Origin of the sequence: Pseudomonas sp. PS02288 (assembly GCF_029959715.1) — a bacterium.
Classification (GTDB): Bacteria; Pseudomonadota; Gammaproteobacteria; order Pseudomonadales; family Pseudomonadaceae; genus Pseudomonas_O; species Pseudomonas_O kuykendallii.
The window spans coordinates 20,777-46,567 of sequence record NZ_JASCPA010000040.1 but is presented as its reverse complement, the minus strand read 5'-3'; the positions used below and the strand labels follow the sequence as shown (position 1 = coordinate 46,567).

The window sequence follows — 25,791 nt, the reverse complement described above, 5'->3', positions numbered from 1 at the left end:
GCGCATTCTACAGCAGCCTTTCAATCTGTCAAGCTTATTTTCGAAAATTTCTTTTCTACTCAACCGCTTGCCGCTTCCGATCTTTCAAACCCCTCGTCAGCGGGAGGCAAATTCTACAGCGTTCAAAACCACTGTCAACACCTCTTTTTCCGCTTCCGATCATTTCGACCGAAGCCACCAACAGGATCAAACCACCACCCTGCTAGCCCGGCGCATTCTACTCGAATCCGCCACCGATGCAACCCTCTTTATTCGCTCAACCCTTTGATTTACAAGAGGTTTTACTTGAGGACTGCGCCGGAAGTGGTGCGCATTATAGACAGCCCAAAACTCACGTCAACCGCTTTTTCAAGGTTTCACTCAACTTTAACAACGACACGTGCGAATGCCTTCTTGCCGGCCTGGCAGACGTGGCTTGCACCCAGCTTGAAGACGAAGTCTCGGGAAACCACTTCGCCATCCACCTTCACGCTTCCCGCACCGAGCAGGTCGCGGGCACCTGCAGCGTTCTTCACCATGCCTGCCTTATTAAGGACGGCAGCGATCGGGAGGTCCTCGGCGGAGAACAGGACCACTTCCGGCAGATCTTCCGGTAGCTCGCCATCCTTCATACGGTTACCTGCGGAACGATGTGCGCCTGCAGCAGCTTCCTCACCATGGAAGCGGGCGACGATCTCTTCGGCCAGCTTGATCTTGATGTCGCGGGGATTTGCACCGCGCGCGATGTCACTGCGAAACGCCTCGATCTCTTCAAGGCTGCGGAAGCTCAACAGCTCGAAGTAACGCCACATGAGCGCATCGGGAATCGAGACCAGCTTGCTGTACATGACTCCCGGCGCTTCCTGGATGCCGACATAGTTACCCAGCGACTTGGACATCTTCTTCACCCCGTCCAGCCCTTCGAGCAGAGGCATGGTGAGGATGCATTGCGCCGGCTGGCCATAGGCACGTTGCAGCTCGCGCCCCATCAGCAGGTTGAACTTCTGATCGGTGCCACCGAGCTCGACGTCAGCCTTCAGTGCGACGGAGTCGTAGCCTTGTACGAGCGGATAGAGGAACTCATGGATCGCGATGGGCTGGTTGGTCGAGTAACGCTTGCTGAAATCGTCGCGCTCGAGCATCCGTGCCACGGTGTACTGCGAGGCCAGGCGGATGAAATCGGCCGGGCTCAACTGATCCATCCAGGTGGAGTTGAAAGCCACCTCGGTGCGCGCCGGGTCGAGAATCTTGAACACCTGAGCCTTGTAGGTCTCGGCATTTTCGAGCACCTGCTCGCGCGTCAACGGTGGACGAGTGGCGCTCTTGCCACTGGGGTCGCCGATCATCCCCGTGAAGTCACCTATAAGGAAGACCACCTGGTGACCCAGCGCCTGGAACTGCCGCAGCTTATTAATAAGCACGGTGTGACCGAGGTGCAGATCAGGAGCAGTCGGGTCGAAACCGGCTTTGATCCTCAGCGGACGCCCCAACTTGAGCTTCTCGATCAGCTCGGCTTCAACAAGGATCTCTTCCGCGCCGCGCTTGATCTGCGCGAGCTGTTCTTCCACAGACTTCATGGCATGACTCGATAGGTGTTTGACGAAGGGGAGCAACCATACAAGATCAGCTCCGAAAAACAAATTTCACCCTGGTGGCAGCGTGATGGCCGGGCAAAAGACCACAGCATTCAGGGTTGCCTCGAGGAAATTTTGGTTATATTTTAGACAGTTATTTCGTAGCCAAAATCACCAGACGCCATATGACGCATAACGTTTCCAAAGCAGAGCTCTACCCGAAAAGCCACATCCTGGCTGCCAGTGGTATAGCCGCATTGCTTAGCCTGGCACTGCTGGTATTCCCTTCTCGCGAAGTTGAAGCGAAAAGGACGAATCTGGACCTGGAGCTCACTACTCCCAGCCAGGAAATTCCTCAGGAAGATGCCACCCTGCAGTCGGAAGTCGCCGACGAACAGCAAGTAGCCGCATCGCCTTTCGCCGAAATCGAAACGGCGGACTCCGAACAGAGCGCTGATGCCGAGTCGAGCGAGTCTGACGACACCTCCGCGGCCAGCAACGAGGCGACTGCCGACTCTTCCATCAAGGTCGTCAGGGTAGGCAATGGCGATACCCTGTCCACCGTGTTCGCCAAGGTCGGCCTGTCCGCCACCGCGCTGCACGAAGTGCTCGACAGCAGCAAGGATGCCAAGACCCTTGGCCGTTTGAAGGTCGGCCAAGCGCTGGAATTCAAGCTCACCCCTGACGGCCAACTGGAAAGCCTGCACTCCCAGCTTTCGGACATGGAGCGCGTCAGCCTCGCCAAGAGCGCCAGTGGTTACGTGTTCAAGCGTGAGCTGGCCAAGCCCGACGTGCGCAGCGTCTATGCCCATGGCGTGATCGACAGTTCGCTGTTCATGTCCGCCAAGCGCGCCGGCCTCTCCCACGACCTGACCATGGACCTGGCAAACATCTTCGGCTACGACATCGACTTCGGCCAGGATCTGCGCGAGGGCGACGAATTCGAAGCCATCTACGAAGAGAAGATGCTCGACGGCAAACGCGTAGGCACCGGCAGCATCCTCGCAGCGCGCTTCGTCAACCGCGGCAAGACGTTCAGCGCCATTCGCTACACCAACAAACAGGGTGTAAGCAGCTACTACACCGCCGACGGCAACAGCATGCGCAAGGCCTTCATCCGCACTCCGGTGGATGTCGCGCGAATCAGCTCGCGCTTCTCGATGGGCCGCAAACACCCGATCCTCAACAAGATCCGCGCGCACAAGGGCGTCGACTACGCCGCGCCGCGCGGCACGCCGATCAAGGCAGCCGGCGATGGCAAGGTCCTCCTCGCCGGGCGCAAGGGCGGCTACGGCAATGCCGTGATCATCCAGCACAACCAGCGCTATCGCACGCTGTACGGCCACATGCAGGGTTTCGCCAAGGGTATTCGCAACGGCGTTACCGTGAAGCAGGGCCAGGTGATTGGCTACATCGGCACCACCGGGCTATCCACCGGCCCGCACCTGCATTACGAATTCCAGGTCGACGGAACCCAGGTCGACCCCCTGAGCATCAAGATGGCGATGGCCGACCCCATCAGCAGCGGCGAGAAGCAGCGCTTCTTGCAGCAAAGCAAGCCACTGCTCGCCCGCATGGAGCAGGAAAAAGCCACCATGCTGGCCCTCAACAACAAGCGCTGAGCAATGGCGCTTTACCTCGGCGTGATGTCCGGCACCAGCCTCGATGGTCTGGACATCGCGCTGATCGAGCAGCACACCCAGCCCAGGCTGCTCGCTTGCCTCTATATCCCGATGCCGCCTTCCCTTCGCAGCGATCTGCTTAGCCTCTGCACCTCAGGGGTCGACGAACTGGCGCGCGCCTCGCTGGCGGAGAATCAGTGGGTCGAGCTGGCGGCCCAGGGCATTCAGCAACTGCTCGCCGAGCAGAAACTCGACGCCGCCGACATCCGTGCGATAGGCAGCCATGGGCAGACGGTTCGCCACGAACCGCTTCGCGGCTTCAGCGTGCAGATCGGCAATCCGGCGCTGCTCGCCGAGCTGACGGGGATTACCGTGATCGGCGACTTCCGCCGGCGCGACGTCGCCGCCGGCGGTCAGGGCGCACCGCTGGTTCCGGCCTTCCATCAGAGCCTGTTCAGCGACCTTGGACATCCGCGCGCGGTGCTCAACGTCGGTGGTTTCAGCAACCTGAGCCTGCTGCATGCGGACGGCTCGGTGAGCGGCTTCGACTGCGGTCCGGGGAATGTGCTGATGGATGCCTGGATCGGTCGGCAACGCGGCGACGCCTTCGATGCCGACGGCGATTGGGCCGCCAGCGGCACGCTGGATGAGGCACTGCTCGAACAGCTGCTGGCCAACGAATTCTTCCAGGCCCGGGGGCCGAAAAGCACCGGGCGCGAGTTGTTCAACTTGGCCTGGCTGGAAGACCACCTGGCGCAGCACCCCGCCGTCGCAGCCGCCGATGTGCAGCGCACGCTGCTCGAACTGACGGCCCTGAGCATCGTCGACTCGCTGCGCGCCGCCCAGCCGCATACGCATGAACTACTGGTCTGCGGTGGTGGTGCGCACAACCGGGCACTCATGCAGCGCCTGGCGCAATTGCTTCGCGGAACGACGGTGGCTAGCACCGAAGCCTATGGCGTGTCGCCGGATTGGGTCGAAGCGATGGCGTTCGCCTGGCTGGCGCATTGCTGCCTGGAGCGGATTCCAGGCAACCGCCCCGAAGTCACCGGGGCACGCGGTCCGCGTGTGCTGGGCGCGATCTATCCGGCCTGAATCGCAGAAACGAAAACGCCGTGCAGTGCACGGCGTCGACAAGGCGAAGCGGCGTCAGATCGAGAAGGATTGGCCACAGCCGCAGGTGGTGGCAGCGTTGGGATTGTTGATGACGAATCGCGACCCTTCCAGGCCTTCCTGATAATCCACTTCGGCGCCGGCCAGGTACTGGAAGCTCATCGGATCGACCACCAGGCTTACCCCTTCGCGCTCGATGATGGTGTCATCGTCCGCGGTGTCTTCATCGAAGGTGAAACCGTACTGGAAACCGGAACAGCCGCCACCCGTCACGAAAACGCGCAGCTTCAGACGAGGGTTGCCTTCCTCATCGATGAGGTTCTTCACCTTGCTCGCAGCACCCTGCGAAAACAGCATGGCAGTAGGGGTGAAGGTTTCGACGCTCATGTTGCATATCTCCCGGCGTTACGCTGCCTGAACTGCATTGGGGCCTGCCATTATCCGCTTACCCCAGAAAATCGGTCAACTATTCTGCGATCTGCCCCACTTGCCGTATGAAGAAGGAGCTTCTTTCGATGATACGTCCGTGCACATTCCGCGGCCAACCGGCGTGGTGACGGGCGGGAGCGGTGCAACTACTATCTGCGCACCGTGACTACCTGGAAGCACTCCGATGCTCTATCTCTGGATCAAAGCGCTGCACATCATTTCCATCGTCTGTTGGTTCGCCGGGCTGTTCTACCTGCCCCGGCTGTTCGTCTATCACACCAGCAGCGAGGATGCGGCCAGCCGCCAACGCTTCTGCGTCATGGAGCGCAAGCTCTACCGCGGCATCATGCTGCCGGCGATGATCGCCACCCTGGTGTTCGGCATCGGCCTGCTGTCGATGAACCCGGGCCTGCTCAAGGGCGCCGGCTGGCTGCACGCCAAGCTGACCCTGGTGGTCCTGCTGATCGGCTACCACCATGTCTGTGGCGCGCAGATCAAACGCTTCGCCCGCGGCGAACCGGGCCGCAGCGAGACCTTCTACCGCTGGTTCAATGAAATTCCGGTACTGTTCCTGATCGCCATAGTGATCCTAGTGGTGGTCAAACCCTTCTGACCCATAACAAGAGAAAACGCCATGTCCCTGCCCGCCTCGCTCGATCAACGCCTGCGCCTGCCCCTGATGGCGGCGCCGATGTTCCTGGTGTCCAATCCCGCGCTGGTCCTCGCCTGCTGCCGCAATGGCATCATCGGCAGCTTTCCCGCGCTCAACCAGCGTGACAGCGAGGGCTTTCGCGCCTGGCTGGAAGAGATCCAGGCAGGCCTGGCAGGACAGCAGGAACCGGCACCCTTCGCCGTCAACCTGATCGTCCATCAGACCAACCCACGCCTGCAGGCGGACCTGGCGATCTGCGTCGAGAAGAAGGTGCCCATCGTGGTGACCAGCCTGGGCGCGGTGAAGGACGTGGTCGACGCCGTGCACAGCTATGGCGGCCTGGTGTTCCACGACGTCACCACCCGTCGGCACGCCGAGAAAGCCGCCGAAGCCGGCGTCGACGGGCTGATCGCGGTGGCCGCCGGAGCCGGTGGTCACGCCGGCACCTGGAGTCCGTTTGCCCTGATCGCGGAAATCCGGCAGTTCTTCGACAAGACACTGCTGCTCGCCGGCTGCCTCAACCACGGCCACGAGATTCTCGCCGCGCAACTGCTCGGCGCCGACCTCGCCTACCTGGGCACGCGTTTCATCGCCACCGCCGAAAGCGATGCCGGCGCTGACTACAAGCAGATGATCGTCGACGCCCGCGCCGCCGATATCGTCCACACCCCGGCGGTGTCCGGCGTACCGGCGAGCTTCATGCGCCAGAGCCTGGAGCGCGCCGGCTATGACCTAAAGCGACTCAACGACAAAAGCGCGGTCGACTACGGTGAGAAACTCAAGCCGATCAACGACGAAGCCAAGGCCTGGAAAACCGTCTGGTCCGCCGGCCAGGGCGCCGGCGACATCGCGGACCTGCCCAGCGTCGATCAATTGATCGCGCGCCTGGACCAGGAGTACCGCGACTCGCTGTCGCGCTGCGCTCAACTCGGCCAACGCTGGCCGCGCTGACCCCGCGTGTGACGCAGCACACGGGCCCGGAGCGCAATCGCACTGCCGGGCCTGCCTTCGTGCGAGTCCGCTTGTGCAGCCGTCGGCCGGTTATTACGCTGTGCCGGTTCCCAGCTCGTGACAAGGAAGCCCCGCATGACCGAAGCGCGTTACAAGATCGTATTCGATGGCCAGATCATGCCGGACACGACGCTGGAGACCGTCAAGGACAACCTCGCCCGACTGTTCAAGAGCGATCGCGAACGCATCGAGGCGTTGTTCGGCGGTCGGCCCCAGGCCATCAAGCGCGACCTCACCGAGGACCTGGCGGACAAGTATCTGGGCGCCCTTCAGCGCGCCGGTGCGCAGGTCCGCAAGGAGCGCGAGCAGAGCTCGGAGCTGAGCCTGGTCGAAGTCGAAGAGGCGAGCGATGCCGCCGCGCTCGCCGCCAGCGGCGACATGATTTGCCCCAAGTGCGGCCACCCGCAGGCCAAGGCGATCGAGTGCAGCGCCTGTGGTGTCGTCATCGAGAAGTACCTCGCGCGCCAGGCACAGCTCGCCGCGAGCGGCGAACTGCCCGCCCCCGCCGCCGCGGAGAAACCCGCCACGGCACCCGCGGCCACGCCTTACGCACCGCCCCGCGCGGACGTCGGCGAGACGCTTCCCGAGTTCGGCGAACTCAAGGTGTTCAGCATCAGCGGCCGTATCGGGCGCCTGCGCTACCTGGCCTGGTCGCTGGTGATGATCTTCTGCTCTCTTGGGCTGCTGGGCGTCGCCGCGCTCGGCAGCAATCTCTCCGAGATCGTCGGCGCGCTGCTGATCATCGTCGTGATGATCGGCGTCGCCGTCACCAGCGTGATGATCGCCGTCCAGCGCCTGCACGACATCGGCTGGACCGGCTGGCTGCTGCTGATCAACCTGATTCCCGTGGTCGGCAACGTGTTCGCTCTGCTGATGCTGGTGGTGCCTGGCAGCGAAGGCGTCAACCGCTATGGCCCGCCGCCGCCGGCCAACAGCTTGTCGGTGAAAGTCATTTCCGGCGTACTCATCGCCATTCTGCTGTTGTCGCTGTTGATGATGTTCGCCTTCGGCGGTTTTGCCATGCTCGCCATGTACTGGGCCGCCCTCGGCAGCTGACGCGCGCCGCACCAACCCCGGGAGCCGGCTGTCCAAACGGCTCCTGCGTGGAGATTCAAATGCCCCATTACGTCCTCATCACCGGTGCCTCCAGCGGCATAGGCCTGGCCCTGGCCGAAGCCCTGGCACGGCGCGGGCGCAAGCTGATCCTGGTGGCGCGGCAGCGCGATGCGCTGGAAAGCATCGCCTGCGAGCTGACGCAGCGCTTCGGCGTCGACGTGCTGTTCCGCACCTGCGATCTCGCCGAGCCGATCCAGCTGTCCGGGCTGCTCCACGAACTGGAGCAGAGCGAGCGGCGTATCGACCTGCTGGTGAACAACGCCGGGATCGGCTCCGGCGGCGCCTATCTGGAGCAGGACTGGAGCCGCGAGAAAACCCTGATCGAAGTGAACGTGCTGGCCCTGGCACGCCTGTGCCATGCGCTCGGCCAGCACATGCTGGCGAACGGTGGCGGGCAGATTCTCAACGTCGCTTCGGTCGCGGCCTTCCAGCCGGGCGCCTGGATGAGCAACTACTACGCGAGCAAGGCCTACGTCCTGCATTTTTCCGAGGGGCTGCGCGAGGAACTCGGCGACCGCGGGATCAAGGTATCGGTGCTCTGTCCGGGGCCGATTCGCACCGCGTTCTGGCGCTCGGCGCAGCTGGAAATCGGACATCTGAGCGGCAGCAAACTGATGATGAGCGCGGAGGAAGTGGCGCTCCACACCGTGCGGGCGCTGGAGAAGAACCGCGCGCTGATCATCCCCGGCTGGCGCAACCGCCTGGCCACCCTGGGCCCGCGCTTCGCGCCGCGCTGGCTGGTGCGCAAGCTCGCGGCGCGGATCAATCGCGGCCTGCTCCCCGGCTGAGACTCAGTCCGCAGCCACCGTCCGCCCATGGGCCCAGGCGCGCAGCGCCGCGAGGTCTTCGCTCATCACCACCGATAACGGCGAGGTGCTCTGCAGGCTGGTCAGCAGCAGGTTCTGATCGACCACCTGTTGACGCGCCTGCGCGGCGTACAGCGCGCTGACCACCGCCTGTTCGATTTCCGCACCGGAGAAACCGGCGCTGGCCGAAGCCAGAGCCGTAAGGTCGAACGTCTCCGGATCGAGCTCGCGGCGCTGCAGGTGGATGCGGAAGATATCCGCGCGCACGCTCGCATCCGGCAGGTCGACGAAGAACAGCTCGTCGAAGCGCCCCTTGCGCACCAACTCGGGCGGCAGGCGCTGGATGGCGTTGGCGGTGGCGACCATGAACACCGGCGCCTTGTGCTCGGCCATCCAGGTCAGCAGCGTGCCGAGCACGCGCTGGCTGACGCCTCCGTCCTGATCGCCGCTGGCCAGGCCCTTCTCGATCTCGTCCATCCACAGCACGCAAGGCGCCATCTGCTCGGCCATCTTCAGCGCCTCGCGCAGGTTGCGCTCGGTCTCGCCGAAAAACTTGTTGTACAGGCAGGCGAAGTCCAGGCGCAGCAGCGGCAGGCCCCAGAGTCCGGCCACCGCCTTCGCCGCCAGGCTCTTGCCGCCACCCTGCACGCCGACCAGCAGCATGCCCTTGGGGCGCCCGATGACGCTGTCGTTGAGGAAGGCGTCCTGGCGCTCGGCCAGCCAGCGCTTGAGCGATGCCAGCCCGCCGACCTCGGCGAAGCGTGCGGTGTCGTTCTCGAAACTCAGTACGCCCTCCAGGTCGAGCAGCTGGAACTTGGCCTTGTTCAGCTCCGGCAGGTCTTCCTGGGTGATTGCGCCGTCGTCGCAGATCAGGTTGCGCGCCAGCGAGCGGGCTTCGCCGTGGCTCATCCCGCGCAGGTTGTTCACCACCTGCTGCAGTGTGCGGTTGTCGGTGCGCACGCGGGCGCCGCGATTGCGCTCGCTCCAGCGCGTGGCTTCGTCGCGGACGATCGCCAGCAGTTCCTCCTCCGACGGCAGCGCCAGGTCGAAGCGGGCCGCGTAGCGCTGCACTTCCGGCGGCAGCTTCAGCGCGTGGGAGACCAGCACCAGGGTCAGCCGCTGCGCGCCCTCGGCCATGGCGATTTCCTTGAGCAGGCGCACCAGTTTCGGGTTGTCGTCGAGGAACGGATGCAGGTCGCAGAGCACGTAGAGGTTCGGCTGGGGATCAGCCTTGATCAGCTTCAGCGCCTCCTCCGGCTCCTGGGTCGGTTCCTCGTTCGCGGGCGCCGCGCCGAAGCCCAGGCGTTGCAGGCCTTCGGTGATCGACCAGAGGAACAGCCCGAGATTGCGCCGCACCGCCAGGCCGGTGAGCGTCTGCAGGACCCGCGGCTCGTCCCAGGACTCGATGACGATCAACTTGACCTTGGATTCCAGCACCAGGCCGAGATCGTGGATATCGTTCTTCACACTGACTCCTTGTGGCGCGCGGGTTGGCCGGTCCTGCGCGCGTGGTTACACTCCTCGCTCTTCCATCAGACCTGGAGCCGTCCGTGGACTGCCTATTCTGCAGGATCGTCGCCGGTGAGATTCCCGCGCGCAAGCTTTACGAAGATGACCAGGTGATCGCCTTCAACGACATCGACCCGAAAGCGCCGGTGCACTTTCTGGTGATCCCGAAGAAACACATCGCCACCCTGCACGACCTCGGCGAGCAGGAGGACAAGGCCCTCGCCGGGCACATCCTCTTCACCGCGCAGAAACTCGCCCGCGAGCAGGGCTGCGACGAGGGTTTCCGGGTGGTGATGAACTGCAACGAACTGGGCGGCCAGACCGTCTACCACATTCATATGCACGTACTGGGCAAACGCCCGATGCGCTGGCCGCCGGGCTAGCCAACGGCCTCTGCGTTGATCTGTCCCAACCCGGCGCCAAGCCCCGCGGCTTAAACTTGCCGCCCTCGTTCGTTCTGGAGTTCGTCATGTCCGATGCGCGTCACTACACCCCGGTCGATCGCCTGCTGCTGCAGGCCAACACCGCCCTGCGCACCCTGCTGCCGTTCACCGGGCAGCCGTATCGCCCGTCGCCGGCCCTGCTCAAGGACGAAGTGGCCCTCGAACCCAGCCAGACCCGCCATGTCGCCGGTCTGATGCGCATCAACCACACCGGCGAGGTCTGTGCCCAGGGCCTCTACCAGGGCCAGGCGCTGACCGCCAAGCTGCCGGCGATCCGCAAGGCGATGGAACACGCCGCCGAGGAAGAAATCGATCACCTTGCCTGGTGCGAACATCGCATCCGCGAGCTGGGCAGCCACACCAGCGTGCTCAACCCGGTGTTCTACGGGCTGTCGTTCGGCGTTGGCGCGGTCGCCGGGCTGATCAGCGACAAGGTCAGCCTGGGCTTCGTCGCCGCCACCGAGGACCAGGTCTGCAAGCACCTCGACGAGCACCTCAAGCAGATTCCGCCGGAAGACCAGAAATCCCGCTCGATCCTCGAGCAGATGCGCATCGACGAGGAGCAGCACTCGACCAATGCCATCGCCGCCGGCGGGTTCCGCTTCCCGGCGCCGGTGAAGTTCGGCATGACCCTGCTGTCCAAGGTGATGACGAAAAGCACCTACCGCATCTGATCCTCGATGCAGACGAAGAAAAGGGCGCCGAGGCGCCCTTTCTTTTTGCCCGATGCGTTCGCCCGTCAGCCCAGCTCGACGATCTCGTAGTCGTGGGTGATCTCGACGCCGGCGTTGCCGAGCATGATCGACGCCGAGCAGTACTTCTCCGCCGACAGCTCGATGGCACGCTTGACCTGCGCCTCCTTCAGGCCGCGGCCCTTGACCACGAAATGCAGGTGGATCTTGGTGAACACCTTCGGGTCTTCGCTGGCGCGCTCGGCCTCGAGGAACGCCTCGCAGCTTTCTACCGGCTGGCGCGACTTCTTCAGGATGCTGACCACGTCGAAGTTGCTGCAGCCGCCCAGGCCGATCAGCACCATCTCCATCGGCCGGACACCCAGGTTGCGGCCGCCATTTTCCGGCGGGCCGTCCATCACCACCACATGGCCGCTGCCGGACTCACCGAGGAACATGGCCTCACCGGCCCACTGAATGCGTGCTTTCATCGCCGCGCTCCGCTGCTGAAAAGTGCGCCAGCTTAGCATGCCGCCTCCGCGACGCCGCAGCGCGAGCCTGGACAACGGGTGACGCCTGGGCGGCCAGAAAACGGATTGCCCGCTCCGGGACCTCTGTTAAGCTGGCGCCAGACCACCGGCTCGACGCCGGGACGTATTCCAAAGAATCTGCCTGCAAACACGACAGGACCGCGCGGACCTCTGCACTCGCCATGGCGAGGCGGAATGCTGCATCGATTGGCGCATTATTGCCGGTCAACCCCGCGGAAGCCGGCGGCCTGGAACGATTCGGGCGCGGCTACGTGTATCAACCTTGCCTCGATAACCTGCCGCTTCGGATATTCTCACGGCGTCTGGACAGCTCATCCCTCTCTCGGAAATCAGGCATGGTCGCAATCACCCTCGCTCCAAAGATCAAGAACCTCGACAGACTCCTCTCGCATTGCCATCGCCGCCGCTACGCCGCCAAGAGCACCATCATCTATGCCGGCGACCGCTGCGAAACCCTGTTCTTCATCATCAAGGGCTCGGTCACCATCCTCATCGAGGACGACGACGGTCGCGAGATGATCATCGCCTACCTCAACGCCGGGGATTTCTTCGGCGAGCTGGGCCTGTTCGAGAAGGACGATGCGGAAAAGGCCCGCAGTGCCTGGGTCCGCGCCAAGACCGAGTGCGAGGTCGCCGAGCTGAGCTACGCCAAGTTCCGCGAACTGTCCGAACGCGACCCGGAGATCCTCTACATTCTCGGCGGGCAGATGGCCGAGCGACTGCGCGCGACCACGCGCAAGGTCGGCGACCTGGCCTTCCTCGACGTCACCGGCCGCGTCGCGCGCACGCTGCTGGAGCTGTGCAAGCAGCCGGATGCGATGACCCATCCGGACGGCATGCAGATCAAGATCACCCGGCAGGAAATCGGCCGCATCGTCGGCTGCTCCCGCGAGATGGTCGGTCGCGTCCTCAAGAGCCTCGAGGAACAGGGCCTGGTCCACGTGAAGGGCAAGACCATGGTGGTGTTCGGCACACGCTGAATCCGGCGCATGAAAAAGCCGGCGCTTGGCCGGCTTTTTCATGCGCGCGAATCGCTCAGGAGGCGTCGCTGCCCAATCCGCGGCTGCGCTCGGGGAAGAACAGGCGCTGCAACTCGATGCCCGGATCGTCAGCGCGCATGAACGCCTCGCCGACCAGGAAGGCGTGCACCTCGCTAATCTGCATCAGTTCCACGTCGGCACGGTTGAGGATGCCGCTCTCGGTGATCACTAGACGCTCGCGGGGAATTCGCGGGAGCAGGTCGAGGGTGGTTTCCAGGCTCACCTCGAAGGTGTGCAGGTTGCGGTTGTTGATGCCCAGCAGCGGCGTGTCCAGTGTGGCCAGCGCGCGGTCCAGCTCGTCGCCGTCGTGGACTTCCACCAGCACGTCGAGGCCGACGCCCTTGGCCGTCGCCGCCAGCTCGGCCATCTGCGCATCGGAGAGCGCGGAGACGATCAGCAGGATGCAATCGGCGCCCAGCGCGCGGGCTTCGACCACCTGGTAGGGATCGATCATGAAGTCCTTGCGGATCACTGGCAGGCTGCAGGCGGCGCGCGCCTGCCGCAGGTAGACATCGGCGCCCTGGAAGAAATCGATGTCGGTCAACACCGACAGGCAGGTCGCGCCACCGGCTTCGTAGCTGCTGGCGATCTCGGCCGGGACGAACTGCTCGCGGATCACGCCCTTGCTCGGCGACGCCTTCTTCACTTCGGCGATCACCGCCGCTTCCTTGCGCTTGACCCGCGCTTTCAGGGCCTCGGCAAAACCGCGCGGCGCATCCGCAGCGGCGGCCAGTCGCTCCAGCTCGGCGAGGCTCACGCGCGCGCGGCGCTCGGCGACTTCCTCGGCCTTGCGGGCGAGGATCTTCTCCAGCACGGTGGGCACGCTCATGCTTCGTTCTCCTGCTTGAATATGCCGGTGAAGGCGACCAGCTCGTTCAGTTTTTCCCAGGCCAGGCCGGTATGCACGGCGTCGTGCGCCAGGCGCATGCCGTCCTCGAGGCTGCTCGCATGCCCGGCCACGTAGAGCGCGGCGCCGGCGTTGAGGACGATCATCTCTGCGGCCTTGTGGCCGTTGTCGCTCTTGCGGCGGCCCAGGGCGTCGCGGATCAGCGCCAGCGACTCGGCGGCGCTGGCCACGGTCAGGCCGATCAGGCTCTGGCTCTTGATGCCGAAGTCTTCCGGCTGGATCTGGTATTCGCGCACCGATCCCTCGAACAGCTCCGCGACGTAGGTCGGCGCGGCCAGGCTGATCTCGTCCAGCCCGTCCTGCGCGTGCACCACCAGCACGTGCTCGCTGCCCAGGCGCGCCAGCACCTCGGCCATCGGCCGGCACAACGCCTGGCTGAACACGCCGACCACCTGGCGCTGCACGCCGGCCGGGTTGGTCATCGGCCCGAGCAGGTTGAACAGCGTGCGCAGGCCGAGCTCGCGGCGCGGGCCGATGGCGTGCCTCATCGCGCCATGGTGCGACGGGGCGAACATGAAGCCGACGCCGACGGTCTCGACGCAGCGCGCCACCTGTTCCGGCTTGAGGTCGAGGTAGACCCCGGCGGCCTCCAGCAGATCGGCACTGCCGCTCTTGCCGGATACCGCGCGGTTGCCGTGCTTGGCGACGCGCCCGCCGGCCGCCGCGACGACGAAGGCCGCGGCGGTGGAGACGTTGAAGATGTTCATTCCATCGCCGCCGGTGCCGCAGGTGTCGACCAGGCGTTCGGCGTCGATCTGCACCGGCGAGGCCAGCTCGCGCATCACCTGCGCGGCGCCGACGATCTCGTCGATGGTCTCGCTCTTCATGCGCATGCCCATGAGGAACGCGCCGATCTGCGCATCGGTGCACTGGCCGGTCATGATCAGGCGCATCACGTCCTGCATCTCGGCGGTGTTCAGGTCGAGCTGGTTGACCACCCGGTCGAGGGCTTCCTTGATGTTCACCCGCGTACCCCGCCGGTCTGCTTGAGGAAATTGGCGAACAGTTCGTGGCCCTGCTCGGAGAGGATCGATTCGGGGTGGAACTGCACGCCTTCGACGTTCAGCGTCTTGTGCCGCAGCCCCATGATCTCGTCCACCGAACCGTCGTCCAGACGCGTCCAGGCGGTGACTTCCAGGCACTCGGGCAGGGTCTCGAGCTTGACCACCAGCGAGTGGTAACGGGTCACGGTCAGCGGGTCGTTGAGCCCGGCGAACACACCCTGGTGCTCGTGGTAGACAGGGCTGGTCTTGCCGTGCATGACCTGGCGCGCGCGCACCACGTCGCCGCCGAAGGCCTGGCCGATACCCTGGTGGCCGAGGCACACGCCGAGGATCGGCAGCCTGCCGGCGAAATGGCGGATCACCTCGAGCGACACGCCGGCCTCGGTCGGCGTGCAGGGACCGGGGGAGATCACGATGCGTTCGGGGTTCAGCGCCTCGATCTCGGCCAGCGTCAGTTCGTCGTTGCGCACGACCTTCACCTCGGCACCCAGTTCGCCGAGGTACTGCACCACGTTGAAGGTGAAGGAGTCGTAGTTATCGATCATTAAAAGCATGGAGCCCACCTCTGGATTCGGATCGCGCCTCGGCAAGGGGAATCGATGTACCGGCTTGCTGAAGCAGCGAAGGTGCCGGTGGGTATCGTCTTGCGGAGGCAGGAGTTGCAGCCCGGCAGTGTCCGGGCGAACGGAATCAGGCGCGCCAGCGCCAGCGGGCGTGGGCTTTGATGACTCGCATCAGGAGGGTGCTGGATGTCACGGGCTTGTCTCGGATTTAGCTGCCCGCACAGTAGCCCAGCCGGGGCCTTCGCTGCAATAACGCCGTGGGCGAACGGGCCGCCGCGACACGCTCATCAGGCGTCCTGAACGGCGCGCGCGCGGCCACGGAAGAAGTACAGGGCATCGATGAAGCGTTCGCCCTGGGCGCGGTTTTCCACCTGAAAGGCGCTCAGCGCGGCGCCGTCGGTGTTGATCAGCAGGACCTCGTAGTTCCGCGCGCCGCCGAGCAGTCGCGCCTCGCCGAGGTTGCCGAAATACAGGCGCTCGCTGTCCGCCGGCTCCGCGCCGGCGACGTCAGAGGCCAGTGCAGCCGAGCCCAGCGAGGCCGCCGAGCCGAAGCCGGTGACCGGCGCGATGATACCGTTGCCGAACCACAGGTAGGTCTGGGTGAATTCCAGGGCGTCGGCGCGCAGGCCGGGGCGATTGGCGCGCACCACCTGCTCGATCACCTGGCGCGCTTCGCCCTCGCTGATCGGCGCAGGCAAGTGGGCAATGGGTGTGGACGCACATCCGCCGAGCAGGAGCGCGGCGGCGAAGAGGAAAAACAGGGTGCGGAGTGGGGGGGTCTTTCGCATCGTCTGAGTCCTTGTCGATACGGGGGCCGGGAGGTTCCGCCGGTAGTGGCGAAACCCTGGCCCCTTCTCCGGATCAGACGCCGTCGTCGACGCTTTGTTCGGCCAGGGCGACGGCGCGGAACATGGCGCGGCGCTTGTTCAGCGTCTCCTCCCATTCCAGTGCCGGCACCGAGTCGGCGACGATCCCGGCGCCGGCCTGCACGTGCAGCTCGCCGTCCTTGATCACCGCGGTACGGATGGCGATGGCGGTGTCCATGTTGCCGTTCCACGCCAGGTAGCCTACCGCGCCGCCGTAGACGCCACGCTTGACCGGCTCCAGCTCGTCGATGATCTGCATGGCGCGCACCTTGGGCGCGCCGGACAGGGTGCCGGCCGGGAGGATGGCGCGCAACGCGTCCATCGCGCTCATGCCGCTCTTCAGCTGGCCGGTGACGTTGGAGACGATGTGCATGACGTTGGAGTAGCGCTCGATCACCATCTTCTCGGTGACCTTCACCGTGCCGGTGTCAGAAACGCGGCCGACGTCGTTGCGGCCGAGGTCGATGAGCATCAGGTGCTCGGCGACTTCCTTGGCGTCGGAGAGCAGGTCTTTCTCCAGCGCGAGGTCCGCTTCCTCGTTGGCGCCGCGCGGGCGGGTGCCGGCGATCGGGCGCACGGTGACCAGGCCGTCCTCGACACGCACCAGCACCTCCGGCGAACTGCCCACCACGTGGAAGTCGCCGAAGTTGAAGAAGTACATGTACGGGGTCGGGTTGAAGCAGCGCAGCGCGCGGTACAGGTCGATCGGCGCGGCCTTGAACGGGATCGACATGCGCTGCGAGATCACCACCTGCATGCAGTCGCCGGCGAGGATGTAGTCCTTGATGGCGCCCACCGCGCGTTCGTAGTCGTCGCGGCTGAAGCTGGAGCGGAACGCCGGCTCGCTGCCGGCGGCGGCGTTGAAGTCCAGCCCCAGGCGCGGCGCGATCGGCTGGCGCAGCGTGGCGCGCAGGACCTTCAGGCGCTCCAGGCCCTTCTCGTAGGCGCCCTCCTCGGCCGGATCGACCAGCACGATGGCGTGCAGCTTGCCGGCCAGGTTGTCGAACACCACCACCGCGTCGGAAACCATCAGCAGGATGTCCGGCGTGCCCAGCGGGTCGGGATTCGGGCAGTGGGCGAGTTTCTTCTCCACGTAGCGCACGCTGTCGTAGCCGAAGTAGCCGACCAGGCCGCCGTCGAAGCGCGGCAGGTTGGGCAGCGTCGGCACCCGGTAGCGCGCCTTGAACTGCTCGACGAAGGCCAGCGGGTCGTCGCTTTCCAGCGCCTCTACCTCGCGGTCGTCCTTGCTGACCCGGACCTGGTTGCCGTGGGCGCGCAGCACGGTGCGGCACGGCAGGCCGATGATCGAGTAGCGGCCCCATTTCTCGCCGCCCTGCACGGACTCCAGCAGGTAGGAGTGCGGCGCATCGGCCAGCTTCAGGTACAGCGACAGCGGCGTGTCGAAGTCGGCCAGGGTTTCGAAGGCCAGGGGAATGCGGTTATAGCCGGCAGCGGCCAGACGCAGGAATTCTTCGCGGGTCATGATCAGTCTCGTGGCAAAACTAGGTAAGAAGGTCGCAGCAAACGCCGGAAGGACCGGCCGGAACGGATCAGGCGCGCCAGCGCCAACGGGCCAGAGCCTTGATCACTTTCATCCAGAGTTTGCCGGTGACCACCACGTTCTGATCTCGCAAGGCGGGGGGATTGAAACGAGCGGCCACGTTAGCGCAGGGCCATGGGCGAATCAACTCGGCAGCAGTTCGCGCAGGTCATCCAGCACCAGGTCCGGGTTTTCGTTCTCGATCGGCTCGCCGTGGTTGTAGCCGTAGCGCAGGCCGACGCAGCTCACCGCCGCCGCGCGCGCGGCACGGATGTCGTTGCGCGAGTCGCCGACGAACAGCGCCTGCGCCGGCTCGACCTCGGCCAGGCGCAGCACATGCAGCAGGCCGGCGGGGTCGGGCTTCTGCCGGGGCAGCGTGTCGCCGCCGACGATCCAGCGGAAATGCCCGCCCAGGCCGAGCTCACCCAGCAACGGTTCGACGAAGCGCTCGGGCTTGTTGGTGATCACCGCCAGCGCCACGCCCTGCGCCTTGAGCCAGGCCAGGGTGTGCGCCACGCCGGGATAGACGGTGGTCAGCGCGTGGCCACCGGCATAGGCCTGCATGAACAGTCCCAGCGCTTGCTCGGCCTCGCCGGCATCGACGCCGGCGTGATCCATCTGCCCGGCCAGGGCGCGGCGCACCAGAACCGGCGCGCCGTTGCCGATCCAGTCGCGTACCCGCTCGACGCCTGCCGGCGCGCGGCCGAGCTGGGCCAGCATGCTGTCGATCGCGGCGGCGAGGTCGGGCACCGAGTCGACCAGCGTGCCGTCGAGGTCGAACATCACCAGTCGCGGCAACGCATCGGGGAACAGCCGCTGCAGTCCGTTCATCCGCGGGCCTGGGCCAGCTCGGCGCGCATCGCGTCGATCACCGCCTTGTAGTCGGGCTGGCTGAAGATCGCCGAGCCGGCGACGAAGGTGTCAGCTCCGGCGGCGGCGATCTCGCGGATGTTGGCGACGTTCACCCCGCCATCGATCTCCAGGCGGATGTCGCGGCCGCTGGCATCGATCAGCGCGCGTGCTTCACGCAGCTTGTTCAGCGTGCCGGGGATGAACTTCTGCCCGCCGAAGCCGGGGTTCACGCTCATCAGCAGGATCATGTCGACCTTGTCCATCACGTACTTCAGCGCGTCCAGCGAAGTCGCCGGGTTGAACACCAGGCCGGCCTTGGCGCCACCGCTCTTGATCAGCTGCAGCGAACGGTCGACGTGCTCGGAGGCTTCCGGGTGGAAGGTGATGTAGCTGGCGCCGGCCTCGATGAAGTCGCCGATGATGCGATCCACCGGCTTGACCATCAGGTGCGCGTCGATCGGCGCGGTGACGCCATACTTACGCAGCGCCGCGCAGACCATCGGGCCGATGGTCAGGTTGGGCACGTAGTGGTTGTCCATCACATCGAAGTGAACGATGTCGGCACCGGCGGCGAGCACCTTGTCGACGTCTTCACCCAGGCGGGCGAAGTCGGCGGAAAGGATCGACGGGGCGATGGCGTAGGGTTGCATGGGGCACCTGCTGGGCTCGTCACGGAAGGCACGCATTGTACCCGCTCCGCCCGGGCAGACGTAGGCCGGTGGTGCGCATGGCACCCCATACGGAGCGCAGACTCCAACGTAGGGTGCGCCGCGCGCACCGATACCCAGGCTTCGGTGCGGAAGCAGCGCAAGACATCGTGCGCCACCTCGCGGTGCGCATGGCGAAACCTACGGACGAGCGTAGGATGCGCCGCGCACCATGACCGACGTTTCAGATACCGCCCAGGCAGAGGTACTTGATCTCCAGGTACTCGTCGAGGCCGTACCTGGAGCCTTCGCGGCCGAGGCCGGAGGACTTCATGCCGCCGAACGGCGCCACCTCGGTGGAGATCAGCCCGGTGTTGATCCCGACCATGCCGTACTCCAGCGCCTCGGCGACACGGAACACGCGCGACAGGTCGCGGGCGTAGAAGTACGCCGCCAGGCCGAACTCGGTGTCGTTGGCCTGGCGTACCACGTCGGCCTCGTCATCGAAGCGGAACAGCGGCGCCAGCGGGCCGAAGGTTTCCTCGCGGGCCACGTCCATCTGCGCGGTGACGCCGGTGAGGATGGTCGGCTCGAAGAAGTTGCCGCCCAGCGCCTTGCCGCCGGCCAGTATCCGCGCGCCCTTGGCGGTGGCATCGGCCAGATGGCGCTGCACCTTGGCCACCGCGTTGGCGTCGATCAGCGGACCGGTGGTGACGCCCTCGCGGGTGCCGTCGCCGACCACCAGGCGCGAAACCGCGGCGGCCAGTTTTTCGGCGAAGGCGTCGTAGACGCCGGCCTGCACGTAGATGCGGTTGGCGCAGACGCAGGTCTGCCCGGCGTTGCGGTACTTGGAGATCATCGCCCCTTCGACCGCCGCGTCCAGATCGGCGTCGTCGAAGACGATGAAGGGCGCGTTGCCGCCCAGCTCCAGCGAGAGCTTCTTCAGGGTCGGCGCGCACTGCTCCATCAGCTTGATGCCGACGCCGGTGGAGCCGGTGAACGACAGCTTGCGCACGATCGGGTTGGCGCACAGCTCGGCGCCAACCTCGCGCGAGCGCTGCGCATCGGCGGTGATCACGCTGAACAGCCCGGCCGGAATGCCCGCGCGCTGCGCCAGCTCGGCCAGCGCCAGGGCGCTGAACGGCGTCTGCGGCGCCGGCTTGAGCACCATCGCGCAGCCCGCGGCCAGCGCCGGGCCGACCTTGCGGGTGATCATCGCCGCCGGGAAGTTCCACGGCGTGATCGCCGCGGTGACGCCCACCGGCTCCTTGGTGACGATGATGCGCTTGTCCGGCTGGTGGCCGGGAATGGTGTCGCCGTAGACGCGCTTGGCTTCCTCGCCGAACCACTCGAGGAAGGACGCGGCGTAGAGCACTTCGCCACGCGCCTCGCTCAGCGGCTTGCCCTGCTCGGCGGTCATGATGCGCGCCAGGTCTTCCTGGTTTTCCAGCATCAGCTCGCCCCAGCGGCGCAGCTTGAGCGAGCGCTCCTTGGCGGTGAGCTTGCGCCAGGCCGGTTGCGCGGCCTGGGCGGCGAGAATCGCACGGCGGGTTTCGGCGCCGCCCATGTTCGGCACCGCGCCCACCGGTGAGGCGTCCGCCGGGTTGAGGATTTCGGTGCGTTCGCCGGCGTCGGCCTCGCACCATTCGCCGTTCAGGTAGGCCTGCTGGCGCAGCAGGGCCGGGTCGTTCAGTTCGATGCTCATAGCGGTTCCTAAATCTTGGGTTCCAGGCTCAGCGCCGGCGTCGGCGCCGCCGGATCGGGAGTGTCGTCGAAAGGCAGCTCGCCGGGCGCCGGCAGGTCCTTGGTGAAGGTGCCGTCGTTCTCGCCCTTGAAGAAGCGCGCGCCGTAGATCAGCAGGCAGAGACCGACGCCGATGGCGAAGGCCCAGCCGGCGCCCTTGATCGCCAGCACCGCGCCGATCACTCCGGCGATGCCCAGGTCGCGCTGGCTACGCGCCTCCATGATGCCCAGGCGCACGCTGACGTAGCCCTGGATCAGCAGCGTCAGCGCCAGCGCCACACCGAGAATCGGCTGCACGAAGGTCACCACTGGCAACAGCAGCAGGCCGGTGTTGGTGCCCCAGCGGAACGAGCCGGTGCCGCCGTAGATCGACTTCATCGCCTTGGCGCCGCCTTTGAAGCGCTCAGTGATCACCACCTGCATCGCCGACCACTGCGGGCCGCACATGGCGATGTCCGGGCCAAGGATGCTCATCAGCGCGTTGCGCCCGCCGAAGATCAGGTGCGAACGGTTCGGGTTGAAATCGACCTTCTCGTCACGCCGCACGTGGTCGGCCTCGGCAAGGATCGCCCGGGCGCCGAGCACGTCGCCGAACACCACGAGGTAGGCGGCCAGCACCGTCGGGATGGCGGTGACGAACATCATCAGCGGCGGCATGCCGAGGCCGAATACGGTGTACTGGCTCCACAGCGTGGCGAAGTCGGGCTTGCTGATGCCCCACTGCAGGCTCGGCCAGGGCGCCTCGCCGAACAGCGGCGCAACCAGCACGGCGAGGATGATGATCGGGAAGATCCCCAGCTTGGCGAAGTTCCACCAGAAGGTGCTGCTCTTCTTCAGTTGCTGGAAGTGCTGCGAGAAGATCAGATAGAAGGCCAGGCCGATGGCGATCGAGATGGTCCAGGGGAAGCTATCGAAGCGCCCACCTTCCTTGAATACCGCGACCACCGCGGACAGGCCGGCGCCCATGATGATCCCGGCCTTGAGCGCCGAGGGCACCAGCGCGACGACCTTGCGCGCCGAGCCCGTCACCCCGAGCAATATGGAAAAAGCCCCGAGCGTCAGCTGGAAGGCAATCAGCGCGTGGATGCGCTCCGGGCCCTCCGGGAACTGCGTGCAGTAGGTCATCAGCAGCGGGATCGCCGGCGTGATCCAGCCCGGCACCACCGGATCGCCGAGCAGATGGTGCAGCAGGTAGAGCAGGCCGTTGAGCATGACCACCGCCAGCGCCACCTCGAAGGGCATGCCGAGGAACTCGGTCATCATCGGGATGGCGGCCAGGTCGACCGCGCACATCAGCAGCCCCTGCAGGTAGTCCGGCAGCTCGAAACGGTAGTGGATGAACGGCAGGCGCAGTTTGAACAGGCCCAGCGGGATGTAGGGCGCCTCGACGCCCAGGTCTTCGTTTTGCGACATGGTGGAACACCTTTTATTGGTATTGATGGTGACGGTGCAGCGCGGCAGCCCCTCGCTGGCGGCCGGATTTCACGTGACTCAGTAGGCGGCGCGGTAGATCTGCTCGATGTCGCGGGCGTTGAACTTGCGCGGGTTGTTGCGCATCAGGCGGTCGATCTTGCTGGCCTCTTCGGCCATCTGCGGGATCGCATCCTCGGGTACGCCGAAGGCGCGCATGCCCTTGGGAATCTCCACCGCGGCGCACAGCGCGGCCATCGCCTGCACCGCGCGCTCGGCGGCGTCGAGGTCGGACAGCCCGGCAACCGGCTCGCCCATGGCTTCGGCGATGTCACGGAAGCGCTCGACGCAGGCCAGCTTGTTCCAGGCCATCACGTAGGGCAGCAGCAGCGCGTTGCTCACCCCGTGGGCGATGTTGAAGCGGCCACCCAGCGGGTAGGCCAGCGCGTGTACCGCGCCGACGCCGGCGTTGCCGAAGGCCATCCCGGCCATCAGGCTGGCGGTGGCCATGTCTTCGCGGGCCTGGATGTCGTTGGGGTTGGCGTAGGCCTTGGGCAGCGACTTGGCGATCAGCCTGATCGCGCCGATGGCCAGCGAATCGGTGATCGGCGAGGCGTTCAGCGACAGGTAGGACTCGATCGCGTGCACCAGCGCATCGACGCCGCTGGCCGCGGTCACGCCGCGCGGGCAGGTCAGGGTCATCAGCGGGCTGACCAGCGCCACGTCGGGCAGCAGATAGTCGGAGACGATGCCCTTCTTCAGCTGCGCTTCCTTATCCGAAAGGATCGCCACATTGGTGACTTCCGAGCCGGTGCCTGCGGTGGTCGGGATGGCGATCAGCGGCGGGCCCTTGCGCTTCACCTGGTCGACGCCGAAGAGTTCTTCCAGCCTGCCCTCGTGGCCGGCGTAGGCGGCGACGCTCTTGGCGATGTCGATGGCGCTGCCGCCGCCGACGCCGATCAGCCCGTCGTGGCCGCCCTGGCGATAGGCCTGGGTGCAGTCTTCGACGATGGCGATTTCCGGCTCGGGCTTGACCTGATCGAAGAGACCGTAGGGGCGCCCGCCGAGCTGGCTGAGCACCTGGTCGACGGTGCCCGACTGCACGAGGATGGCGTCGGTGACGATCAGCGGGTTGTGGATGTTCAGGCGGGTCAGTTCGGCATCCAGCTGCTCGACGGCGGAGCGCCCGGTCAGCAGCTTGTTGGCGATCTTGAATGCGGCGATGGTCATCGGCTTCACCTTGTTGTTCGTTATGGGAGGTGGACGCCGACCATTGCCAAAGCTGTGCCAGATTGTCGCAGACCGCGCTGCGCCTGGCGCGCGGCCCTCTCAAGCCCCTCGCGAACGAAGGGACATGATTGGTTTTCTACTCGCTGAAGCGGGCATTGATTGAAAAGCTAATCGCTGCGCTCCCAGCGTTTCATCTTCTGCACCACCGTCGCCTGGCTCACGCCCAGCGCCTTGGCCGCCAGCCGGGTGGTCTTGTGGCGCTGCAGCGCCTGGCGGATCGCCAGCCGCTCGGCGCGCTCGACGATGCGCCGCAGGTCGAGGTCGGCGCCCTCGGCCGGCAGCAGCCCCGCGCGGCATTCCTCCGGCAGGTCGAGGGTTTCGATGCGCGCGCCGGAGCAGGTCACCACCAGGCGCTCGACGACGTTGATCAGCTCGCGGATGTTTCCCGGCCAGGGGTAATCGAGCAGCAGGTCGACCGCCTCCAGGCTCCACTGCAGCTCGCGCCGGTGCCGTGCGTTGAAGTGCTCCAGGTAATAGTCGAGCAGCGGGCGGATTTCCTCGCGGCGCTCACGCAGCGGCGGAATGCCGATGGGCACCACGTTGAGCCGGTAGAACAGGTCGGCGCGAAAGCCGCCCTCGGCCACCATCCGCCGCAGGTCGCGGTGGGTGGCGGTGATCACGCGCACGTCGACTTCCTTCAGCTCCAGGCCGCCGACCGGGATGAAGCGGTTCTCTTCCAGCACCTTGAGCAGCTTCACCTGCAGCGCCAGCGGCAGGTCGCCGATCTCGTCGAGGAACAGGGTGCCGCCGTTGGCCAGCTCCAGCAGGCCGCGCTTGCCCTTCGCCGAGGCGCCGGTGAAGGCACCGGGCGCGTAGCCGAACAGTTCGGCCTCGACCAGATGCTCGGGCAGCGCGCCGCAGTTCAGCGAGAGGAAGGGTTCGGCGGCGCGCGCGCTGGCGTTGTGGATGAACTGTGCGACCAGCGTCTTGCCGACCCCGGTCTCGCCCTGCAGCAGCACTTTCACGTCACTGGCGGCAACCTGCCGCGCCAACGCGAAAACCGCGCCGGCGACCTCCTGGCTGGCCACCAGCGGCGAGTGCAGCAGGTCGTCGCGCGGCCCGGCGTGCAACTGCGCGGTGCTGCTGCGCAACTGCTTGAGCTGCTGCAACTCGTCCCGCTCGTGCTTCATGCGCAGCAGCTCGGTCATGTCGCGCACCGCGCTGACCACGTAGCGGATGCGCCGGTCGGCCTCGAGGATCGGCGAGGCGCTGACCAGCAGCTGCTTGCCGTTGCCCAGGCTCTGCATCACCGAGAACGGCTTGCCTTCCTTGAGCACGCGCAGGGAAGCGGATTGCGAGATCACGCCCTCGCGCACCAGATCCTGCATGTTGCGGCCGACCAGCTCATCGCTGCTCAGCCCGGTCAGGCGCTGGTAGGCACGGTTGATCTTCAGCGTGGTGCCGGCGGCGTCGGTGATGTAGACGCCGTCGTGCAGGGCGTCGAGCAACTCTTCGAAACTGGGATCGTTGAGGTCCATGCGGCCTCTCCTGCCGGGCGGGCGGAAAAGCCGCAGAGTGTACCGGCCGAAGCGAGCAGTAGACACGCGGTGCGCACGGCGCGCCCTACCCGCTTGCGCCGCGGGCCTGCCGTAGGTGCGCCGCGCGCACCGAGCACAAAGCGCTACTCGGCGACCGCCGTGCGCAGTTTCTCGCTGCGCCCGCGCAGCCATTCCAGCGTCAGGAGCAGCACCACCGAGAAGCCGATCAGCAGAGTCGCCGCCGCGGCGATGGTCGGAGAGAGGTTCTCGCGGATGCCGCTGAACATCTGCCGTGGCAGCGTCGCCTGCTCGGGGCCGGCGAGGAAAAGCGTCACCACCACTTCGTCGAAGGAGGTGGCGAAGGCGAACAGCGCGCCGCTGATCACCCCCGGCGCGATCAGCGGCAGGGTCACCCGGCGGAATGCGGTGAGCGGCGAGGCGCCGAGACTGGCGGCGGCGCGCACCAGGTTGTGGTTGAAGCCCTGCAGGGTTGCCGACACCGTGATGATGACGAAGGGCACGCCGAGCACCGCATGCACCAGGATCAGCGACAGGTAGCTGTTGCCCAGCCCGAGCGGGGCGAAGAACAGGTAGCTGGAGACGCCAACGATCACCACCGGCACCACCATCGGCGAGATCAGCAGGCTCATCACCAGCGCCTTGCCGCGAAACTCGCCGCGGGTCAGGCCGATCGCCGCCAGGGTGCCGAAGAGCATCGCCAGCAGGGTCGCCGCCGGCGCCACGATCAGGCTGTTGGAGAGCGCGCGCATCCACTCGCTGGAGCCGAAGAAATCGGCGTACCAGCGCAGCGAGAAGCCCTGCAGCGGATAGACCAGGAAGGTCCCGGCGTTGAACGACAGCGGGATGATCACCAGGACCGGCAGGATCAGGAACAACAGCACCAGGCCGCAGAGCAGGCGCAGGGTGTAGAACCAGACGCGCTCGACGGGGGACATGTAGGGACTCAGCATTTCT

At 65.8% G+C, this 25,791-nt stretch carries 24 protein-coding genes and 2 pseudogenes; 10 read left to right on the top strand and 16 right to left on the bottom strand.

The genetic code is table 11. The features are described 5' to 3' along the window. A pseudogene (locus QMX85_RS15840) lies at positions 1-268 on the top strand (hypothetical protein); the annotation flags it as partial. Positions 269-356: 88 nt separating this feature from the next. Here QMX85_RS15840 and tyrS read toward each other — a convergent pair. Beyond that, the gene (tyrS, locus tag QMX85_RS15835; RefSeq protein WP_282342425.1) at positions 357-1,556 is read right to left on the bottom strand and encodes a tyrosine--tRNA ligase; all 1,200 of its coding nucleotides are present in this window, start codon (positions 1,554-1,556) and stop codon (positions 357-359) included. Between the two features lie 182 nt (positions 1,557-1,738). Here tyrS and QMX85_RS15830 point away from each other — a divergent pair, with 182 nt between their 5' ends. Both QMX85_RS15830 and QMX85_RS15825 read left to right on the top strand, forming a co-directional pair. After that, the gene (locus QMX85_RS15830) at positions 1,739-3,175 is read left to right on the top strand and encodes a peptidoglycan DD-metalloendopeptidase family protein (protein WP_282342423.1); all 1,437 of its coding nucleotides are present in this window, start codon (positions 1,739-1,741) and stop codon (positions 3,173-3,175) included. A 3-nt stretch (positions 3,176-3,178) separates the two neighbouring features. Next, a complete protein-coding gene (locus QMX85_RS15825; RefSeq protein WP_282342422.1) occupies positions 3,179-4,270 on the top strand; it encodes an anhydro-N-acetylmuramic acid kinase in 1,092 nt (363 codons plus the stop codon). A gap of 54 nt (positions 4,271-4,324) precedes the next feature. Here the strand turns inward: QMX85_RS15825 and erpA are convergent, their stop codons facing one another. Further along, entirely contained in the window at positions 4,325-4,675 is a 351-nt protein-coding gene (gene erpA / locus QMX85_RS15820; protein ID WP_090225132.1) for an iron-sulfur cluster insertion protein ErpA, read from the bottom strand. Between the two features lie 226 nt (positions 4,676-4,901). On the opposite strand from erpA, the gene hemJ reads away from it, so the two are divergent. The 4 genes from hemJ (at position 4,902) to QMX85_RS15800 (ending at position 8,284) form a co-directional block, all read left to right on the top strand. Further along, positions 4,902-5,330 (top strand): protoporphyrinogen oxidase HemJ, encoded by a 429-nt coding sequence (gene hemJ / locus QMX85_RS15815; RefSeq protein ID WP_282342419.1) that lies wholly within the window; start codon positions 4,902-4,904, stop codon positions 5,328-5,330. Positions 5,331-5,351: 21 nt separating this feature from the next. Further along, entirely contained in the window at positions 5,352-6,320 is a 969-nt protein-coding gene (locus tag QMX85_RS15810) for a nitronate monooxygenase family protein (protein WP_282342417.1), read from the top strand. 135 nt (positions 6,321-6,455) lie between these two features. Next, the gene (locus tag QMX85_RS15805; RefSeq protein ID WP_282342416.1) at positions 6,456-7,436 is read left to right on the top strand and encodes a DUF805 domain-containing protein; all 981 of its coding nucleotides are present in this window, start codon (positions 6,456-6,458) and stop codon (positions 7,434-7,436) included. Between the two features lie 59 nt (positions 7,437-7,495). Next, positions 7,496-8,284, top strand: a complete 789-nt coding sequence (locus QMX85_RS15800; protein WP_282342415.1) for an SDR family oxidoreductase — start codon at positions 7,496-7,498, stop codon at positions 8,282-8,284. A 3-nt stretch (positions 8,285-8,287) separates the two neighbouring features. Here QMX85_RS15800 and QMX85_RS15795 read toward each other — a convergent pair whose 3' ends face one another. Beyond that, on the bottom strand, positions 8,288-9,769 hold the full coding sequence (locus QMX85_RS15795) for an AAA family ATPase (RefSeq protein WP_282342413.1): 1,482 nt from the start codon (positions 9,767-9,769) through the stop codon (positions 8,288-8,290). An 83-nt stretch (positions 9,770-9,852) separates the two neighbouring features. Between QMX85_RS15795 and QMX85_RS15790 the strand changes: the two genes are divergently transcribed. Both QMX85_RS15790 and coq7 read left to right on the top strand, forming a co-directional pair. Beyond that, positions 9,853-10,194 carry a histidine triad nucleotide-binding protein gene (locus QMX85_RS15790; RefSeq protein WP_282342411.1) on the top strand — a complete coding sequence of 114 codons (342 nt, stop codon included), beginning with the start codon at positions 9,853-9,855 and terminating at the stop codon, positions 10,192-10,194. Positions 10,195-10,280: 86 nt separating this feature from the next. Further along, positions 10,281-10,928: a 2-polyprenyl-3-methyl-6-methoxy-1,4-benzoquinone monooxygenase gene (gene coq7, locus QMX85_RS15785; protein ID WP_282342409.1), complete on the top strand. Its 648-nt coding sequence runs from the start codon at positions 10,281-10,283 to the stop codon at positions 10,926-10,928. A gap of 65 nt (positions 10,929-10,993) precedes the next feature. Here the strand turns inward: coq7 and QMX85_RS15780 are convergent, their stop codons facing one another. Beyond that, complete coding sequence (locus QMX85_RS15780) at positions 10,994-11,416, bottom strand: OsmC family protein (protein WP_090225120.1); 423 nt, start codon at positions 11,414-11,416, stop codon at positions 10,994-10,996. Between the two features lie 395 nt (positions 11,417-11,811). Here QMX85_RS15780 and crp point away from each other — a divergent pair, with 395 nt between their 5' ends. Continuing rightward, positions 11,812-12,456 carry a cAMP-activated global transcriptional regulator CRP gene (gene crp, locus QMX85_RS15775; protein WP_090225118.1) on the top strand — a complete coding sequence of 215 codons (645 nt, stop codon included), beginning with the start codon at positions 11,812-11,814 and terminating at the stop codon, positions 12,454-12,456. 55 nt (positions 12,457-12,511) lie between these two features. Here the strand turns inward: crp and trpC are convergent, their stop codons facing one another. The 12 genes and pseudogenes from trpC to QMX85_RS15715 all read right to left on the bottom strand — a co-directional run bounded on the left by trpC (position 12,512) and on the right by QMX85_RS15715 (position 25,787). Continuing rightward, positions 12,512-13,345, bottom strand: a complete 834-nt coding sequence (gene trpC / locus QMX85_RS15770; RefSeq protein ID WP_282342404.1) for an indole-3-glycerol phosphate synthase TrpC — start codon at positions 13,343-13,345, stop codon at positions 12,512-12,514. After that, a complete protein-coding gene (trpD, locus tag QMX85_RS15765; RefSeq protein ID WP_282342403.1) occupies positions 13,342-14,388 on the bottom strand; it encodes an anthranilate phosphoribosyltransferase in 1,047 nt (348 codons plus the stop codon). The genes trpC and trpD overlap by 4 nt, the downstream gene beginning before the upstream one ends. Beyond that, positions 14,385-14,981 carry an aminodeoxychorismate/anthranilate synthase component II gene (locus QMX85_RS15760; RefSeq protein ID WP_090225114.1) on the bottom strand — a complete coding sequence of 199 codons (597 nt, stop codon included), beginning with the start codon at positions 14,979-14,981 and terminating at the stop codon, positions 14,385-14,387. Before QMX85_RS15760 ends, trpD begins: the two co-directional genes overlap by 4 nt. A gap of 296 nt (positions 14,982-15,277) precedes the next feature. Then, a complete protein-coding gene (locus QMX85_RS15755; RefSeq protein WP_282342399.1) occupies positions 15,278-15,778 on the bottom strand; it encodes a hypothetical protein in 501 nt (166 codons plus the stop codon). Between the two features lie 73 nt (positions 15,779-15,851). Continuing rightward, entirely contained in the window at positions 15,852-17,339 is a 1,488-nt protein-coding gene (gene trpE, locus QMX85_RS15750; protein WP_282342397.1) for an anthranilate synthase component I, read from the bottom strand. A 67-nt stretch (positions 17,340-17,406) separates the two neighbouring features. Then, a pseudogene (locus tag QMX85_RS15745) lies at positions 17,407-18,227 on the bottom strand (phosphoglycolate phosphatase). Next, entirely contained in the window at positions 18,224-18,898 is a 675-nt protein-coding gene (rpe, locus tag QMX85_RS15740) for a ribulose-phosphate 3-epimerase (protein WP_273234208.1), read from the bottom strand. The pseudogene QMX85_RS15745 and the gene rpe overlap by 4 nt, the downstream one beginning before the upstream one ends. A gap of 241 nt (positions 18,899-19,139) precedes the next feature. After that, complete coding sequence (gene gabD, locus QMX85_RS15735) at positions 19,140-20,594, bottom strand: NADP-dependent succinate-semialdehyde dehydrogenase (protein ID WP_282342431.1); 1,455 nt, start codon at positions 20,592-20,594, stop codon at positions 19,140-19,142. Positions 20,595-20,608: 14 nt separating this feature from the next. Then, positions 20,609-22,051 (bottom strand): hypothetical protein, encoded by a 1,443-nt coding sequence (locus QMX85_RS15730; protein ID WP_282342396.1) that lies wholly within the window; start codon positions 22,049-22,051, stop codon positions 20,609-20,611. Between the two features lie 78 nt (positions 22,052-22,129). After that, positions 22,130-23,278: an iron-containing alcohol dehydrogenase gene (locus QMX85_RS15725; RefSeq protein ID WP_282342395.1), complete on the bottom strand. Its 1,149-nt coding sequence runs from the start codon at positions 23,276-23,278 to the stop codon at positions 22,130-22,132. A 167-nt stretch (positions 23,279-23,445) separates the two neighbouring features. Beyond that, entirely contained in the window at positions 23,446-24,816 is a 1,371-nt protein-coding gene (locus QMX85_RS15720; protein WP_282342393.1) for a sigma 54-interacting transcriptional regulator, read from the bottom strand. A 143-nt stretch (positions 24,817-24,959) separates the two neighbouring features. Beyond that, the gene (locus QMX85_RS15715) at positions 24,960-25,787 is read right to left on the bottom strand and encodes an ABC transporter permease (RefSeq protein WP_282342391.1); all 828 of its coding nucleotides are present in this window, start codon (positions 25,785-25,787) and stop codon (positions 24,960-24,962) included. Positions 25,788-25,791: the final 4 nt, after the last annotated feature.

Bases quoted from the DNA above. Each gene is read 5' to 3' on its own strand.
- tyrS (WP_282342425.1), bottom strand. From the start codon at position 1,556: ATGAAGTCTGTGGAAGAACAGCTCGCGCAGATCAAGCGCGGCGCGGAA.
- QMX85_RS15830 (WP_282342423.1), top strand. From the start codon at position 1,739: ATGACGCATAACGTTTCCAAAGCAGAGCTCTACCCGAAAAGCCACATC.
- QMX85_RS15825 (WP_282342422.1), top strand. From the start codon at position 3,179: ATGGCGCTTTACCTCGGCGTGATGTCCGGCACCAGCCTCGATGGTCTG.
- erpA (WP_090225132.1), bottom strand. From the start codon at position 4,675: ATGAGCGTCGAAACCTTCACCCCTACTGCCATGCTGTTTTCGCAGGGT.
- hemJ (WP_282342419.1), top strand. From the start codon at position 4,902: ATGCTCTATCTCTGGATCAAAGCGCTGCACATCATTTCCATCGTCTGT.
- QMX85_RS15810 (WP_282342417.1), top strand. From the start codon at position 5,352: ATGTCCCTGCCCGCCTCGCTCGATCAACGCCTGCGCCTGCCCCTGATG.
- QMX85_RS15805 (WP_282342416.1), top strand. From the start codon at position 6,456: ATGACCGAAGCGCGTTACAAGATCGTATTCGATGGCCAGATCATGCCG.
- QMX85_RS15800 (WP_282342415.1), top strand. From the start codon at position 7,496: ATGCCCCATTACGTCCTCATCACCGGTGCCTCCAGCGGCATAGGCCTG.
- coq7 (WP_282342409.1), top strand. From the start codon at position 10,281: ATGTCCGATGCGCGTCACTACACCCCGGTCGATCGCCTGCTGCTGCAG.
- QMX85_RS15780 (WP_090225120.1), bottom strand. From the start codon at position 11,416: ATGAAAGCACGCATTCAGTGGGCCGGTGAGGCCATGTTCCTCGGTGAG.
- crp (WP_090225118.1), top strand. From the start codon at position 11,812: ATGGTCGCAATCACCCTCGCTCCAAAGATCAAGAACCTCGACAGACTC.
- trpC (WP_282342404.1), bottom strand. From the start codon at position 13,345: ATGAGCGTGCCCACCGTGCTGGAGAAGATCCTCGCCCGCAAGGCCGAG.
- QMX85_RS15760 (WP_090225114.1), bottom strand. From the start codon at position 14,981: ATGCTTTTAATGATCGATAACTACGACTCCTTCACCTTCAACGTGGTG.
- QMX85_RS15755 (WP_282342399.1), bottom strand. From the start codon at position 15,778: ATGCGAAAGACCCCCCCACTCCGCACCCTGTTTTTCCTCTTCGCCGCC.
- trpE (WP_282342397.1), bottom strand. From the start codon at position 17,339: ATGACCCGCGAAGAATTCCTGCGTCTGGCCGCTGCCGGCTATAACCGC.
- rpe (WP_273234208.1), bottom strand. From the start codon at position 18,898: ATGCAACCCTACGCCATCGCCCCGTCGATCCTTTCCGCCGACTTCGCC.
- QMX85_RS15730 (WP_282342396.1), bottom strand. From the start codon at position 22,051: ATGTCGCAAAACGAAGACCTGGGCGTCGAGGCGCCCTACATCCCGCTG.
- QMX85_RS15725 (WP_282342395.1), bottom strand. From the start codon at position 23,278: ATGACCATCGCCGCATTCAAGATCGCCAACAAGCTGCTGACCGGGCGC.
- QMX85_RS15720 (WP_282342393.1), bottom strand. From the start codon at position 24,816: ATGGACCTCAACGATCCCAGTTTCGAAGAGTTGCTCGACGCCCTGCAC.
- QMX85_RS15715 (WP_282342391.1), bottom strand. From the start codon at position 25,787: ATGCTGAGTCCCTACATGTCCCCCGTCGAGCGCGTCTGGTTCTACACC.